Genomic DNA, 15,908 nt, shown 5'->3' with positions numbered 1-15,908 from the left:
TGTTTTAGTATTTGTTCAATTCTAAAATATTAATTTTAGACATTAAGCACCTCATGTTTTTCTCCGAATTCACGTTATTTTAAAATGGGCTTTGGTTAAAAGAATGCCGGCAAAAGCCATCGAAATTTTAATCCAAAAAGGTTGCAAAGTCAATGAAATAGATCCATCAGAAAACTCTTTACTACATTTAGATTTACCTGAAGAATATTTCGGATTACTGATTAATTATGGTTTAAATGTCAATCACAAAAATAAAGGAAATGTTACTCCTTTGCAGAAAGCCATTGATGCAGGCAACAAAAAGGCTGTCCAAACCTTACTCGAAAACGGAGCCGATCCACAACACAAAGACAACCGTGGAAATTCGATGTTTTACGTGGCTTTGGTAGATAAACTCAATTATGATATTTACGATTTGCTTTGCGAATTCGACAGCCCGAATTTTGACGAAACCAATACCGATGGTGTGTCAATGTTATTTGAATATATCAGAAGATTAGACAATTATTCGAGCGAAAATTCTTTACGTTATTTATCCAAAATGTTGGATCAAGGAGCAGACTTAACCCACAAATGTTTGTATTACGGAAGTCCTACAACACCTTTGGATATGGCTATTACCAAAAATTTTGCCGTTTTTGAAATCGTTCTCAATCATTTATACGCCGATATCAATGAGCAGGACGATAACGGAAATACCTTACTGCACAAAGTTTGTAATGTGAACTTAAATTTTGAAGCCGAAAAAGCCAAAGATATTTATAAAAAAGTAAAACTAGTACTAGAAAAAGGAGCGGATATTTCCATCAGAAATGCACAGGACAAATTGCCAATTGACTTAGCAAGCAATGATAATTTAAAAGAAAAAACCGTTCAACTATTACTCAAACAAAATCAATAACTATGTCGATGTCATTTATATTAGCCTGTGAACAAGGCAACCGAAAAATAGCAGAACTATTACTACAACAAGAAGTTACCGATGTAAATTATACCGATGAAAAAGGCAGAACAGCCTTGCATTATGCGTCGCATCGTGGGTACTTGGAAATTTGTGAAGCTTTAATTACTAAAGATGCAGACATTAACTACGAAGACCGGAACGGAGAAACGCCTCTGTTTTTTGCCACTTTACAAAATCAAGTGGAAGTGGTAAAATTGCTTTTGCCTAAAAATGCAAAAGCCGACATTAAAGATTATCAGGGAAACAATCTGCTTCATATTGCCACCCGAAACGGACAAAAAGTGCTCTGTGAATTATTTTTAGCCAGCGGTTTCGACCTGGAAAGTGTAACCAACAATGGCGAAACACCTTTGATGATTGCCGTAATGTATTCCAAAAAATCGGTGATTGACCTTTTTATTCAAAAAGAAGCTAATGTATTTGTAACTACCAAAGACGGAAACAACTTATTGCATTTGGCTTTGCAAAGCGGAAATTTACCCATCATTAAACTTTTATTAGAAAAAGGAATTGCGGTTGATGAGCCTAATTCAAGCGGAACAACACCTTTGCTTTTTGCGTGTTCCAATAATAATATAATGCTTACCAAATTGTTTTTAGAATTTGGAGCCGATGTTTTTCAGACCAGTAAAAACGGAATTTCGCCCATTTATTATGCCTGTGCTTACAACCAGAAGCAAATGGTGCAGTTATTTTTGGAGCAGGGTTTGGATGTCAATTTTCAAACCCCGACACAAGGAGCAGTTACTTTGGGAAGCTACCTCGATTTTGTGGAAAGATCCCAAGATTTATCATCAGATAGTTTGTATCATTTGAGCAGTAGCTATATTTCCGGAGGTGAAAGTTTATTGCATTTGGCGGTAAAAAACGGACATCTCTATATGGCTGATTTACTCTTGAAAAAAGGAGCTGATGTGAACATTCAAGACGAGTCGGAAAATACAGCTTTACATTACGCAGCGTGTAACGGAAAAAAAGATATAGTTGCCCTTTTAATCAAACACGGAGCCGATGTAAATCTTACCAATGTACGCGAACAAAGACCATTAGATTATGCCAACCAAAGAGGTTTCAACGAAATTGCTGCCATAATCTTACAGCAAAATCCAACTAACGATACTTTGCCAAAACAAAATCCATTAGCCAATAACCCCATTGATTTAACATCAAACTCATCCGTTTCAAAGGAAGATATCAAATCGAAATTAAAAGAATTAAAAGAACTTTTAGAAGATGAACTGATTAGTGAAGAAGAATACAATCAAAAGAAAGCCGAACTATTAAAACTTTTGTAAACCATAAAAGCCGGTTTATGGAAAAAAACAGGAACTTGGATTTGACCAGAAAAATATTCCAATTCTTATGATCCGTAGAAGCCGTTAAATGAATCTCTGCCTGAAAATTCATCAGTAAAATCCGGTATACTTCCTGTTTCCGTCATTTGGAAGACTTCCGATAATAATTGATTTAAAAGTTTTTTAGAAGGTTTTGCTGTAAGTATACTACCGAGCGGAGCCGAAGCGTACAATGAAGCAAAAATACTTTCATAAGACTCTCCCGAAATCCTTCGACTGTTGTTCGGTATTCCTTCGGAAAAAATCCCATTTTTCCGAAGCCGACCCGAAGAAGACCCAAACATGATCCGAAGAAATGGGTTTTCAAACCGGTCAAAAGCAGTCAAAAGCAGTCAAAACCGGTCAGAATTTTTTATGGTGGTGGAAAATGGACATTTTTGTGGTAATTTTAAGTCATCTAAGCGAAAAAAGCGGGTAAAGCAAAATGATAAAAATTTTTTAGCAAGATAAAATGAAGACGAAGAAATTAAGTAAGAACAAAGAAATCAATCCCAGTCAGACGCAATAAACTTCATCCTATTTCCCTGATCATCATTTAAAGTCAGAAAATGTCCTTCCACTTTGTAATGCTTCATCTTTTTGATGTTCTGAGAAAAATCGTTTTCCAGTTTCATATTTGGACACGCCATTTCTGTTGAGACAACTTGCGAAATTTTTAATTGATTCTCTTTTTTAAATTCAGTTGTGAAAAACATTTTATTGCATCCCATGAAGGCAGAAGTTTTTATTTTCCCGTTGTCGGGAGGAGAGGTAATATCAATTTTTGCATTGTTTTTAATCAACTCTTCTTTGGAGTAATCTGCAAAAGAAACCAGCATCCATTCTCTCTGGATCTGTGGGGTTTTTACAGTTACGGAAGAGCAGTTTAAGATAAAACTGAGGCATAAAAATGTTAAAATTGCAGTGAATCTCTTTTTCATAACTCATCGGAATCCATTTTCGTACCATCTCAGACATCAGACAGTAAAAAAATTAGTAAATTAGCGACACAAAAATTATTTTATAAAATGAAAAGAATATTACTACTATTCACTTTCCTTTTAAGTTTTGTCCAGATGAGGGCAGATGAAGGAATGTGGCTGTTAATGCTCGTGAAAAGACTGAATGGGGTAGATATGCAAAAAGAAGGATTGCATCTTACACCGGAAGAGATTTATTCTGTCAATAATTCAAGCTTAAAAGATGCAATTGTAAGCTTTGGAGGATTCTGTACAGGAGAAATTGTTTCCAATCAGGGTCTTATTTTTACCAATCACCACTGTGGATATGGTGCTGTAGCTGCCGCTTCTACACCAGAGAAAGATTATCTGAAGAACGGATTCTGGGCAATGAAGCAGAAAGACGAATTCAATGCAAAAGATCTTTACGTAAGATTTTTGGTAAGAATGGATGATGCTACCCAAAGAATCAACGCTAAACTAAACAACAATATGTCCGCTGCAGAGAGAAAAGCTGTTATTGACGCTGAAACAAAAGCGATCCAGTCTGAAAACTCTGAGAACGGAAAATACACAGTAGTTGTAAGAGACTTCTTCAACGGAAACGAATTCTACTATTTCGTTTATCAGGATTATAAAGATATCAGATTAGTGGGAGCTCCGCCTTCTGCACTGGGAAAATTTGGAGGTGATACCGATAACTGGGAGTGGCCAAGACATACGGCTGACTTTACGGTTTTCAGAGTATATGCTGATGCAGCAGGAAATCCGGCGGAATTTTCTCCAAGCAACGTTCCTTTGAAGCCTAAACATTTCTTACCGGTTTCTCTGAAAGGAGTAAAGCCGGGAGATTTCTCAATGATCTTAGGATATCCGGGAAGAACAAACCGTTACCTGACTTCTTACGGAATTCAGCAGATGGTAAACAAAGACTATCCGGCTTGGGTTGAAGCTTCTAAATTAGCGATGGATGTAATGAAGAAGTACATGGATAAAGACAAAGGAACTCAGTTGAACTACGCTTCTCAGTACGCTTCAGTTGCAAACTATTGGAAAAACAGACAAGGTACTATTGATGCCGTTATTAAAAACGGAACCATCACAGACAAGCAAAAGATTGAAGAAAGATTTAAAACATGGGCGGTACAACCTGAAAATGTGGTTGAGTACGAAACGGTTTTAGAAGATATCGGACTTTATTACAAGCAGACTTCAGACAGAAACGTGGAGAGAATGTACATGACGCAGCTTTCCAGAAATTCTAAATATTTCACACTTGCATTACAGGTAGGAAGCGTTCTTCAGGCATATGCAAAACAGGATATGGCAGGAAGACTGGCAATGAAGCCGAAAGTAGAGGCAGCATTGAAATCTGCTTATGAAAACATCAATATCAAGCTTGAAGGAGAAATGATGAACTCTATGGTAAACCTTTACCAGACAAGAGTAAACAAAGATGTAGCTTCTGAAACCATTATGGGACTGGATGCTAAAAATCTTTCGAATGTAGCGTATTCTTCCATCTTCGCAAACAAAACTTCTGCAACAAACTTTATGCTGAATCCTGATCCGTTGAAACTGGATGCAGATCCGCTTTGGAAAATTGCAAACGGAATTATGGCAGATCAAAAAGCTTCCGCTGAAAGATTTGTGAAAATTGATGATAATTTTGCTAAAAACAACAGATTGTTCTTAGCAGGATTAATGAAGGCAATGCCTGAGAAAAAATTCTATCCGGATGCAAACTCTACCATGAGATTAACGTACGGAACGGTAGACAAATTGCCAATCCGATCAGACAGAAACTACTTCGGAATTACCGATAACTATTATACTGATATGACCGGACTTGTAGGGAAATACAAGAAAGGGGACGAAGAGTTTGATCTTCCACAGAGAGTGATCGATCTTTACAACCTGAAAGATTTCGGACAGTATGCAGATGCAAAAGGATATATGCCGGTAAACTTCCTTTCCAACAATGATATTACAGGAGGAAACTCCGGTTCTCCGGTGATCGATGCAGACGGAAACTTAATTGGTATTGCATTCGACGGAAACAGCGAAGCATTAAGCGGTGATATCGTTTTCGAACAGGAATGGCAGAAAACCATTAACGTAGACGTTCGTTTCGTTCTTTGGACGATCGACAAATATGCGGGTGCAAGAAGACTTATCGACGAATTACAATTGGTAAGAGACGAGAACACTCCTGCAGACACCAAAACAAAAATGCCAAAAGCAATTCCTGCAAAAGGAAAGAAAAAATAATCTTTTAACAGATATGGGAGCCGCGAAAGTTTACTTTCGCGGTTTTTTTATGCTGAATTTTTATTACTTTAACCCGATCAAAAATACATTATTAAAAAATGAAAAGTAAAATTTTAGGGGCCTTGCTGATGTTTTTAGCATTATGGAGCTGTCAGAAAAAAGAGAAAGAAGATTTAAAATCTTTACAGGACAAGGATTCTTTACAAACGATTATCAAACAAGACAGTTTACCTAAAGAAAAACAATCAGAAAAAGAATTGCCTAAAGTATTTACAGATGATTTCCTGAAAATTGAGAATGTTCAGGTGAATGGAAATGATATTGTTTTACCTCAGGAACAATTCCAAAAACTCCATCCAAAACATGATTCTGTTAAAACGGAACCGTGGGAATGCGGAAGTCCTTTTGAATGGCTAGATAAATCCTGGATGGAAAAAACATACGGAAAAGATCTTGTAAACTTTGATGGTAAAATAACGACTTTCTATACCAACAATGCTGAATTTATTTCAAACAATCATAAGGTTATTTTCAGCAGTGCGAAATCCGGAAATAACCGTTTCGAGATCCAGTCGCATCATATTATCCTTACTCATGAAACCACTGTTGAAGATTTCCAAAAGTTATTTCCCAAACTGAAAATCGAAAATACCGATCAGAAGAATATTCAGCGTTTCAGCATTCCGGTAGGAAAGGAGATAGAAGATTCCTTTATTTTCTATTTTAAAGACGGAAAACTGGATAATTTTAATCTGTGGTGGTTATTGTGCTAAATGTAAATGTATGAAAACAGATTCTGTACAATTTAAAGCAGTTATTAAGCAAAACGGAGAAATGGATGCCGCTTTTGTTGAATTTCCTTTTTTCACGGAAGAGATATTTGATAAAAAAGGTCAGGTAAAAATAAAAGCTGTTTTTGACGATAAGGTGGAATATCGCGGAAGCCTCGCTAAAATGAAATCCGACTGTCACATTTTAGGCTTAACTCAGGAAATAAGAAACAGGTAAAACTTTCGGTGATGAGGTTTCTGTTTATCTGCTTGAAGACAAAGAAGAAAGAGTAGTGGAAATTGCAGAAGATATTGCGTTAGTCTTTAATGAAAATCCTGAAGCGAAAGTATTATTCGACAAGATGAGCTATACCCACAGAAAGGAATATATCCGCTGGATTGAAGAAGCAAAAAAGCCGGAAACAAGAGAAAACAGAAAAGTAAAAATGATAAGAATGATCTTGGATGGAAAGAAAGGAATTTAAAAAATGCAGTTCTCCCTTGAACAGGTTTTATCATAAAGAACAAGTCCGCTCATTATTTTGGCGGACTTTTTTATTTAGCTTAATTTTTTACAATTAAATCATAAAATGAATCGTCAGAAACTGTTTCACTCCACCATTAATTATGGCAATAGAATCTTCATTATGATGAACGGTTACTCCCAGATCATTCATTATTTCCTTAAAATAGCCACTTTCCGTATTGGAAGAAATAATATTTTTCTGCCATGAAAATTCTGCCGTCTGATCCTGACTGTTTTTAATGATTAAGATTCCGAAATCATTTTTGAGGATGGCAGTGTCGATCTCTGCTACCGAACTTTCATGCGGAGCAAAATCTTTTGACAGAAGAATGACAGATTTGAAATGATGCTCCTGAGCATCTGTTTCGCAAATTTCTACAGCAGTTTTCATTTTTTATTTTGAGTTTTACTTGATCTTTATGCAAACATGAATCTTTATAACGACAAAACTTGTCGTATTAAAAAATATTTTAATAAAAGTTTCGGGGCAGCAAAGCTGCCCCGAAACCACAAAAAATTATAATTAAAACAAAGAGATATTTTATGATCAGGCATTCCAGAATTCACGGTCTAAACTCCTGTATTGGATGGCTTCCGAAACATGATGAGAAAGAATATTCTCAGATTCTTCAAGATCTGCGATGGTGCGGGATACTTTCAAAATCCTGTCGTAAGCTCGTGCGGAAAGATTAAGCTTTTCCATAGCCATTTTGATGAGGTTGAAAGATGCGGCATCCAGTTCGCAGAACTTTTCAATTTCTTTCGGTCCTATTTGAGCATTGTAGCTGATTTTTAAATCTTTATAACGTTCTCTCTGTGTTTCGCGGGCAATAAGAACCCGCTTTCGGATGTCTTCACTTTTTTCACCTTTTCTGCGCTCTGCCAATTGTTCAAATTCTACTTTTTGTACTTCAATATGAATGTCAATTCTGTCCAGAAGCGGCCCGGAAAGCTTACTCATATACCGCTGCATTTCGTAGGTTGAGGAAGTATTGTTCGGGTCGTCGGGAAAAAATCCGCTCGGACTCGGGTTCATCGAAGCAACGAGCATAAAACTGGCAGGATAATTTACCGTAAATCGGGCTCTTGAAATAGTAACTTCACGATCTTCCAAAGGCTGTCTCATCACTTCAAGAACCGTTCTTTTAAATTCCGGCATTTCATCCAGAAATAAAACACCGTTATGAGCCAGTGAAATTTCCCCCGGTTGCGGATAACCGCCGCCGCCAACTAAAGCGACATCCGATATCGTGTGATGGGGAGATCGAAAAGGACGCACCGTCATGAGTGACGTTTCCGTACCCATTTTTCCGGCTACGGAATGAATCTTGGTTGTTTCCAGCGCTTCCTTTAAAGTTAAAGGTGGTAAAATACTCGGAACTCTCTTGGCAAGCATTGTTTTTCCGCTTCCGGGTGGTCCGATCAGGATGATGTTGTGTCCTCCCGCTGCGGCAACTTCCATCGCTCTTTTTGCAGCTTCCTGTCCTTTCACTTCAGAAAAATCAAATGGGAAATCATTAATTTTTTCCTGAAATTCTTTCCGGGTATCCACTTCGATTTTTGGGAGTGGTTTACCTTCATTAAAAAAATCAATAACTTCTTTAATATTTTCGGCGGCAAAAACATCAAGACTGTTAACAATTGCTGCTTCCCGTGTATTTTGTTTTGGTAAAATAATTCCTTTAAAACCTTCTTCACGAGCCTGAATCGCAATGGGAAGAACCCCTTTTATGGGCTGTAAAGTTCCGTCCAGAGAAAGTTCCCCCATAATCACATACTCCTGAATATTTTCGGCAACAATCTGATCTGAAGCGGCAAGAATTCCGATGGCAATACTCAGGTCATAAGCGGCGCCTTCCTTTCTGAGGTCTGCAGGAGCCATATTGATTGTAATTTTCTTTCCGGGAATCTTAAAGCCGACGTTTTTCAGAGCAGCAGAAATTCTATAACTACTTTCTTTGATAGCGTTATCCGGAAGCCCGACAAGATGATAACCAACTCCGCCTGTATCTACATTTACTTCTATCGTAATGGTTTGTGCAGCCACACCGTGAATGGCACTTCCATAGACTTTAATCAGCATTTTTTATGTGTTTGCCGTAAATGTAGAAAAATTTTTAAATAATGATTTTCTTAAAAGAATTTACCTGAATATTTAAAAAATAAAATGAGATTCACTGAAATGATCCATTCCTGATGTAGATTTTCTATGAATTTATTAATCCGTTGAAAAAAATAACTTATGTGATGTAAATTTTTAAGAGTAAAAAAAAATAAAAGCTGTTCCAAAAATGAAACAGCCTTCGTATTGATCAATTATATATTGTTAAAACTCTATATCAACCTGAAGCTTCTCGGCAAGAAGTTTTGAAATTTTTTCTTTTAATGGCTCGATGTCAATGTTCTGCATGGCATCGTTCGCAAAAGCGTATAACAATAACGCCTGAGCTTCCTTTTTAGAAATCCCTCTTGCTCTCAGATAAAATAATGCATCTTCGTTCAATTGTCCTACTGTACAACCGTGAGAACATTTTACATCATCTGCAAAAATTTCAAGCTGAGGTTTGGTGTCAATTGTAGCTCCTTCGCTGAGTAAAACGTTGTTGTTTTGCTGATAAGCATTCGTTTTCTGGGCAATTTTATCAACGAAAACCTTTCCGTTGAAAACCCCGTGAGATTTTCCGTCAAAAATACCTTTGTAATTCTGGTAACTTTCGCAATTCGGCTGATTGTGGTGAACCGCCGTGTGATGATCTACCAACTGATCTTTCCCGATAATGGTAATTCCGTTCATGAATGAATTGATATTTGATCCGTTTTGAATGAAATCCAGATTATTTCTTACCAGTTTACCTCCGAAAGAGAATGTATTTACAGTCGTTAAGCTGTCTTTTTCCTGTTTTGCGAAAGTATTGTCGATTAAATAAGAGGTATCGTTGTCGTTCTGTAATTTATGCCAGTCCGCTTTTGCATTCGGATAAGTAAAAATTTCCGTCACAGAATTGGTCAGAACATAAGTACTGTCAAAATTGTGATGACTTTCAATGATTTCCACTTTGGCACCTTCATCTACGATTAATAAATTTCTTGTATTGTAGAATGTGTTTTCTTCCTGATTCTGAGAAATATAAAAAACGTGAATCGGTTTTTCAATCACTACATTTTTCGGAACTTTCAAAAAGAAACCGTATTTGCAGTATGCCTGATTTAAATTCGTGAAAGCAGATTGATCTTCAGCAATTGTGTTGAAATATTTCTCGAAAACATCTCTGTGTTTCTCATCATTCAGCGCATAATTGAATGAAAGAAACTCAACATTTTCAATGGAAACTTTAGATAACTCTTTATGAAGTTTACCGTTCACGAAAGTAATCCAGTCGAAATTTTCTTCGCCTAAATGAAGCTGATCCAACTGCTCTTTGGTGATGTTGTGACTTTCTTTCGGGAAAAAATTGTAATTCTTCTCGGTAATTTCCTTTAGGTTGGTATATTTGTATTCTTCGTCCTTTTTTGTAGGAAAACCAGCTTTTTCGAATCTCTCAAGAGCTGCTTTACGGTCTTCATCCAGAAATCTGTGACGAAGGCTCTCCAAAAATTCATTATGGTTTTGTATGATCTGTTCTTTTAATGCCATTACTGGTATATCTGTGGTTTGCACCATTTTTTCTTTTTTTGTTTGGCTGAAATTGTTAAACTAAGAGATCAGATAAAATCTCTGAATTTTTTAATCTTTTAATTAATTTAAAAGCCAGTCGTACCCTTTTTCTTCAAGCTCCAACGCAAGAGATTTATCACCGGTTTTGATGATTTTTCCGTTGGCTAAAACGTGAACAAAATCAGGCTGAATATAGTTCAGCAATCTCTGATAGTGGGTAATCAGAAGAACTGCATTTCCTTCGTTTTTGAAAGCATTTACACCATCTGCAACAATTCTTAACGCATCAATGTCCAATCCTGAATCGGTTTCATCAAGAATAGCCAGTTTCGGATCCAGCATCATCATCTGGAAAATTTCGTTTCTTTTCTTTTCACCTCCGGAAAAACCTTCGTTTAAAGATCTTGAAAGGAAATCTTTTTTAATACCTAGTTTTTCAGATTTCTCACGAATCATTGCCAACATCTCTTTTGCCGGCATTTCTCCCAACCCGTTCGCTTTTCTGTTTTCGTTCATCGCGGCTTTGATGAAGTTGGTTACAGAAACGCCCGGAATTTCTACCGGATACTGGAAAGAAAGGAAAATTCCTTTGTGGGCTCTTTCTTCAGGAGCATCTTCGATGATGTTTTCACCTCCGAAAATAATTTCTCCGTCTGTAACTTCATAATCTTCTTTTCCTGCGATAACAGAAGAAAGCGTAGATTTTCCGGCTCCGTTCGGTCCCATAATAGCGTGAACTTCACCCGGCTTTATTTCAAGATTAATTCCTTTTAAAATTTCTTTGTCGCCGTCTTCAATTTTGGCGTGTAAGTTTTTTATCTCTAACATACGTTTAAATTTATCGCAAGGCTAGACTAAGATTTTTTAATCTCCCTTTGCTTTTATAAGATAAACAAAGGCGCTAACGCTTATCAATGAAATACTATTTCTTTAATTACATTTATATCTGAAATTAATCAAGACCATTTGCAATTCTCATAACTCCGTTTTTAAAAAGTTGAGAATTGAAATTGATAAGCATTCCTAACTTATAATTTCCAAGTCTTACATAATTTTTTAGTTGTGCAGCGTGAAAATTGGTTAAATTTTCAACAGATTTTATCTCTAAAACCACTTTGTTTTCAACTAGTAAATCCATTCTGAAAGCATTTTCTAAAAATAGTTCTTCGTATTGAATATTGAGAGATTTTTGCTTTTCCACATTAATCCCGGCTTTTTTCAATTCATAAAATAAACATTCTTCATAAATGCTTTCATACAAGCCTATTCCTAATTTTCTGTGAATTTTTAATCCACTTTCAAAAACAATTTTTGAAATTTCATTTTTCTGTCATTTGTATAATTTTCGCAAAGATACACAAGTTAATTGTAGGAATTCAATTTAAAAACTTTGTATTACTTTCCTAAGCGTTAGTGCCTTTGTTTATCTTGAGAATAAATAGTAAGCGACTAAAAAAGCTTAGTTTAGCTTTGCGATAAAATAATTATCCCACAGAACCTTCTAATGAAATCTCCAGTAATTTCTGGGCTTCAATGGCAAATTCCATTGGCAGTTTATTTAAAACTTCTTTGCTGAAACCGTTCACAATCAAAGCAATAGCTCTTTCTGTATCAATTCCTCTCTGGTTGCAGTAAAAAATCTGGTCTTCCCCGATTTTTGAAGTCGTTGCTTCGTGCTCCAGTTGTGCAGTCGGATCTTTAATCTCAATATACGGGAAAGTATGAGCTCCACATTCATTTCCCATCAGTAAAGAATCGCACTGAGAGAAATTTCTAGCTCCTTTTGCAGAAGGCATTACTTTTACCAGACCTCTGTAGGAATTATTGGATTTCCCTGCGGAAATACCTTTGGAAATGATAGTAGATTTGGTATTCTTGCCAATGTGGATCATTTTGGTTCCTGTATCTGCATATTGGTGATTATTCGTAACGGCGATAGAGTAGAACTCACCGATGGAATGATCTCCTTTCAGAATACAAGACGGATATTTCCATGTTACCGCAGAACCGGTTTCAACCTGAGTCCATGAGATTTTTGCATTTCTTTCGCAAAGTCCTCTTTTGGTTACGAAATTGAAAACCCCTCCTTTACCTTCTTCATTTCCCGGATACCAGTTTTGTACAGTGGAATATTTAATTTCGGCATCATCCATTGCGATCAGCTCAACAACCGCTGCGTGAAGCTGGTTTTCATCTCTTGACGGAGCTGTACAGCCTTCCAGATAAGAAACATAACTTCCTTCATCCGCAATCACAAGTGTTCTTTCAAACTGACCTGTTCCTGCCTGATTGATTCTGAAATACGTAGATAATTCCATCGGACATCTTACGCCTTTCGGAATGTAGCAGAAGCTTCCGTCAGAAAATACTGCAGAATTAAGAGCTGCATAGAAATTGTCTCCTCTCGGAACTACTTTTCCAAGATATTTTCTTACTAAATCAGGATGATTTTTAATCGCTTCTGAAATGGAGCAGAAAATAATTCCTTTTTCCATCAAAGTATCCTGAAAAGTAGTTTTTACAGAAACGGAATCCATTACAATATCTACGGCAACTCCTGAAAGTCTTTTCTGTTCTTCGATATTGATTCCTAATTTTTCGAAAGTCTTCAGCAATTCAGGATCTACTTCATCCAGACTTTCCAGCTCAGGTTTTACTTTTGGCGCGGCATAATATTTAATCGCCTGAAAATCAGGTTTTTCATATTTAATATTTGCCCAGTCCGGCTCCGTCATTTTCTGCCAGATTCTGAACGATTCCAGACGCCATTCCGTCATCCATTCCGGCTCTTCCTTTTTAGCAGAAATTGCACGGACAATGTCTTCATTTAAACCCGTTGGGAAATCTTCGTAATCGATTTTTGTTTCCCAGCCGAATTCGTATTTTTTATTTTCCAGATCGACTCTTAGATCGTCTTCAGTATATTTATTCATTATTTTTTTTTAAGATTTTAGAAGACAGATTTCAGATCTGATTTTTTATCCAAATCTGAAATCTGCATCCAATGTCTTTTTTTACAAAGAAAAACTCTCACCGCATCCGCAAGTTCTGGATGCATTAGGATTGTTAAAAACAAATCCTTTTCCGTTTAAACCTCCCGAATACTCAAGAATGGTTCCTGCTAAATAGAGGATTGATTTTTTATCTACAATAATTTTGATATCATTGTCTTCAAAAATCTGGTCGGTATCTGTTTTTTCGTTGTCAAACTTAAGAACATATTCTAAACCAGAGCATCCTCCGCTTTTCACCCCAACTCTTATATAGTCTTCAAAAGGCTTAAAACCGTCCTCTGTCATCAGCTGAATGGCTTTTGCTTTTGCTTGATCTGATACTTTTATCATTGTATTTATTTAGAATGATTTAATGATGCAAAAATACGAACTAATTTCCGCAATCTCAAATCGAAGATATCTATTTTGATGATTCTGTTCTTAATAGATGTATTTCAGTGATAAAATTACTGTTAAAAATATTTAAATTTTCTTAATAGACGTCGTAAAGCCTGTTTTTGATTTAACTTTGATCGGGATTTTAAATCTATAAATAAAACAAAGATTTCACTGTTTTTTTGTGTAGTCTTTAAAATTACAGTTTACAATAAAAATATACTATAAATGAAAAAATTAGGCATTCTTGCTTTGGCTTTGTTCATGCAGACGGCTTTTGCACAGACCAACAGATTTGTATATCAGGTGACGATGAAACCCGATGCGTCCAATAAAACAGATACGAAAACAGAAAATGCTTATCTGGACATTTCTCCGGAAAAATCTGTTTTTTATTCCGAAAACAGAATTAAAAGAGATTCTGTAATTCAGGCTGCCATGCAAAGTGGAGGAGCGAGAGGTTTCAACAGAGATCAGATGGAAGCTTTACGATCCAACATCAATTATTCTGTTGAAAAAGATAAAAAAAGTCAGAAAATGACATTCAAAGACAGAATAGGAAGAGATATTTATACTTACGAGGAAGATCGCCCGATCAACTGGAAAATTGCTTCGGAAACCACGAAAATCGGAGATTATAAAGTTCAAAAAGCAGAAACAGATTTTGGAGGAAGAAAATGGACGGCGTGGTTTACCACAGATCTGCCTTATCAGGACGGACCTTACAAATTTGGCGGACTTCCGGGACTTATTGTGAAAGTGGAGGATGACAAAGGAGAATATTCTTTCGATTTAATGAAAAATTATAAAATCGCAGATTTCCCAACAATGAATCAGTTCGGAAACACCATTAAAGTAAAAAGAGGCGATTATGTAAAACAGCAGAAAAAATTTATGGAAGACCCGATGTCATTTATGACTCAAGGTGGCGGAATTGGTGCGCCGGTGAGAATTGACGGCGGTGGTGGAAACCGTGGCGGCGGTGGATTCGGAGGAGGAAATTCCGGAGATTTCAGAAAACGGATGGAAGAAAGAGTAAAAGAGGAAGCAAAAAGAAACAGCAACCCGATAGAATTACAATAAAAATTAACCCTGAAGATTGGTTCTTCAGGGTTAATTTTTATTTGGCTGATTTAAATAATTATTTCAAAAGCTGGTTGAAAGTATCTCCCTGTCGGATATCTCCGGTGTTGTATCCTTTCATAAACCATTCTTTACGCTGCGCAGATGATCCGTGCGTAAAACTTTCCTGATTAACGTATCCCTGTGATCTTCTCTGGATATTATCATCACCTACCGCTTCAGCCGCTTCAATAGCCGACTGAATATCTCCGGGTTCAAGAATGTGCTTTTCTGCATCTGTTCTTCTTGCCCAGACTCCTGCATAAAAATCTGCCTGAAGTTCTGTGGCAACAGAAACTCTGTTCATTTCTGCTTCAGAATATTTTCCGCTTCTTCTTAGCTTATCTACTTTTTGCGTTGTTCCTAAAAGCGTCTGAACATGATGTCCCACTTCATGCGCCAAAACATAGGCTACCGTAAATTCCGTTACTTTAGCTCCGAATCTCTGCTGAAGTTCATTAAAAAAGCTCATGTCCATGTAAACAGACTGATCTGCAGGACAGTAAAAAGGTCCCATTGCAGACTGTGCCACTCCGCAGCCGGACTGTGTGGTTTCCGAAAAAAGGATAATTTTCGGTGGAGTATACTGCATTCCGTTTTCCTGAAAAACCTGATCCCATGTCGTGATGTTCCATTTTCCCATCATGTCTACCATTTCTCCGATTTTTTTGTCTTCAGCAGTCAGTTCTCGCTGCTCCGTTCTCGGAGATCCGGAACCCGCTCCCGAAGAAAGAATCGAGGAAGGATCACCTCCCAAAAAGAATATAATTGCAGCAATAATAAGCGTTCCCAGTCCGCCTCCTACAACGGCTCCGCCGCCAAGTCCACGTCTGTCTTCCACATTACCGCCTCTGTCGTCCGTCCATTTCATAGTTTGTATTTTTTATTTGTTGGTAAATTTAAAAATTTAAACCTTAC

Annotated in this window: 17 protein-coding genes; 7 read left to right on the top strand and 10 right to left on the bottom strand. The window is 36.8% G+C overall.

The genetic code is table 11. From position 1 onward, the window contains the following. Positions 1–103 precede the first annotated feature (103 nt). Positions 104–901: an ankyrin repeat domain-containing protein gene (locus H6W52_RS04355; RefSeq protein WP_116096572.1), complete on the top strand. Its 798-nt coding sequence runs from the start codon at positions 104–106 to the stop codon at positions 899–901. Positions 902–909: 8 nt separating this feature from the next. After that, a complete protein-coding gene (locus tag H6W52_RS04350; RefSeq protein WP_185216475.1) occupies positions 910–2,259 on the top strand; it encodes an ankyrin repeat domain-containing protein in 1,350 nt (449 codons plus the stop codon). A gap of 65 nt (positions 2,260–2,324) precedes the next feature. Here H6W52_RS04350 and H6W52_RS04345 read toward each other — a convergent pair whose 3' ends face one another. Together H6W52_RS04345 and H6W52_RS04340 are read right to left on the bottom strand one after the other, a co-directional pair. Then, positions 2,325–2,603 carry a hypothetical protein gene (locus H6W52_RS04345; RefSeq protein WP_116096576.1) on the bottom strand — a complete coding sequence of 93 codons (279 nt, stop codon included), beginning with the start codon at positions 2,601–2,603 and terminating at the stop codon, positions 2,325–2,327. Positions 2,604–2,804: 201 nt separating this feature from the next. Further along, positions 2,805–3,239: an META domain-containing protein gene (locus tag H6W52_RS04340; RefSeq protein ID WP_116096578.1), complete on the bottom strand. Its 435-nt coding sequence runs from the start codon at positions 3,237–3,239 to the stop codon at positions 2,805–2,807. 87 nt (positions 3,240–3,326) lie between these two features. On the opposite strand from H6W52_RS04340, the gene H6W52_RS04335 reads away from it, so the two are divergent. From H6W52_RS04335 to H6W52_RS21170, 4 genes are all read left to right on the top strand, one after another. Next, entirely contained in the window at positions 3,327–5,528 is a 2,202-nt protein-coding gene (locus tag H6W52_RS04335) for a S46 family peptidase (protein WP_116096580.1), read from the top strand. Between the two features lie 98 nt (positions 5,529–5,626). Continuing rightward, on the top strand, positions 5,627–6,301 hold the full coding sequence (locus tag H6W52_RS04330; RefSeq protein ID WP_116096582.1) for a hypothetical protein: 675 nt from the start codon (positions 5,627–5,629) through the stop codon (positions 6,299–6,301). 10 nt (positions 6,302–6,311) lie between these two features. Beyond that, entirely contained in the window at positions 6,312–6,536 is a 225-nt protein-coding gene (locus H6W52_RS21175; RefSeq protein WP_228457521.1) for a DUF1905 domain-containing protein, read from the top strand. A 55-nt stretch (positions 6,537–6,591) separates the two neighbouring features. After that, positions 6,592–6,783, top strand: coding sequence for a YdeI/OmpD-associated family protein (locus tag H6W52_RS21170; protein WP_241277887.1), 192 nt, complete (start codon positions 6,592–6,594; stop codon positions 6,781–6,783). A gap of 93 nt (positions 6,784–6,876) precedes the next feature. Here the strand turns inward: H6W52_RS21170 and H6W52_RS04320 are convergent, their stop codons facing one another. From H6W52_RS04320 to H6W52_RS04290, 7 genes are all read right to left on the bottom strand, one after another. Continuing rightward, positions 6,877–7,215 carry a hypothetical protein gene (locus H6W52_RS04320; RefSeq protein ID WP_116096584.1) on the bottom strand — a complete coding sequence of 113 codons (339 nt, stop codon included), beginning with the start codon at positions 7,213–7,215 and terminating at the stop codon, positions 6,877–6,879. 156 nt (positions 7,216–7,371) lie between these two features. After that, positions 7,372–8,907, bottom strand: coding sequence for a YifB family Mg chelatase-like AAA ATPase (locus H6W52_RS04315; protein WP_116096586.1), 1,536 nt, complete (start codon positions 8,905–8,907; stop codon positions 7,372–7,374). Positions 8,908–9,150: 243 nt separating this feature from the next. Then, entirely contained in the window at positions 9,151–10,458 is a 1,308-nt protein-coding gene (gene sufD / locus H6W52_RS04310) for a Fe-S cluster assembly protein SufD (protein ID WP_116096802.1), read from the bottom strand. Between the two features lie 102 nt (positions 10,459–10,560). Continuing rightward, positions 10,561–11,307 carry a Fe-S cluster assembly ATPase SufC gene (sufC, locus tag H6W52_RS04305; protein ID WP_087711759.1) on the bottom strand — a complete coding sequence of 249 codons (747 nt, stop codon included), beginning with the start codon at positions 11,305–11,307 and terminating at the stop codon, positions 10,561–10,563. Positions 11,308–11,431: 124 nt separating this feature from the next. Next, on the bottom strand, positions 11,432–11,740 hold the full coding sequence (locus H6W52_RS04300) for a GxxExxY protein (RefSeq protein WP_372487773.1): 309 nt from the start codon (positions 11,738–11,740) through the stop codon (positions 11,432–11,434). A 223-nt stretch (positions 11,741–11,963) separates the two neighbouring features. After that, a complete protein-coding gene (gene sufB / locus H6W52_RS04295) occupies positions 11,964–13,412 on the bottom strand; it encodes a Fe-S cluster assembly protein SufB (protein ID WP_076393922.1) in 1,449 nt (482 codons plus the stop codon). 81 nt (positions 13,413–13,493) lie between these two features. Then, positions 13,494–13,823, bottom strand: coding sequence for a HesB/IscA family protein (locus H6W52_RS04290; RefSeq protein WP_076393920.1), 330 nt, complete (start codon positions 13,821–13,823; stop codon positions 13,494–13,496). Between the two features lie 273 nt (positions 13,824–14,096). Here H6W52_RS04290 and H6W52_RS04285 point away from each other — a divergent pair, with 273 nt between their 5' ends. Further along, positions 14,097–14,951, top strand: a complete 855-nt coding sequence (locus H6W52_RS04285) for a GLPGLI family protein (protein ID WP_116096590.1) — start codon at positions 14,097–14,099, stop codon at positions 14,949–14,951. A gap of 58 nt (positions 14,952–15,009) precedes the next feature. Here H6W52_RS04285 and H6W52_RS04280 read toward each other — a convergent pair whose 3' ends face one another. Beyond that, positions 15,010–15,861 (bottom strand): neutral zinc metallopeptidase, encoded by an 852-nt coding sequence (locus H6W52_RS04280; protein WP_116096591.1) that lies wholly within the window; start codon positions 15,859–15,861, stop codon positions 15,010–15,012. Positions 15,862–15,908: the final 47 nt, after the last annotated feature.

Origin of the sequence: Chryseobacterium sp. C2(2020) (assembly GCF_014218915.1) — a bacterium.
Lineage (GTDB): Bacteria > Bacteroidota > Bacteroidia > Flavobacteriales > Weeksellaceae > Chryseobacterium > Chryseobacterium mucoviscidosis.
This window is presented reverse-complemented; position numbering and strand designations above follow the sequence as displayed.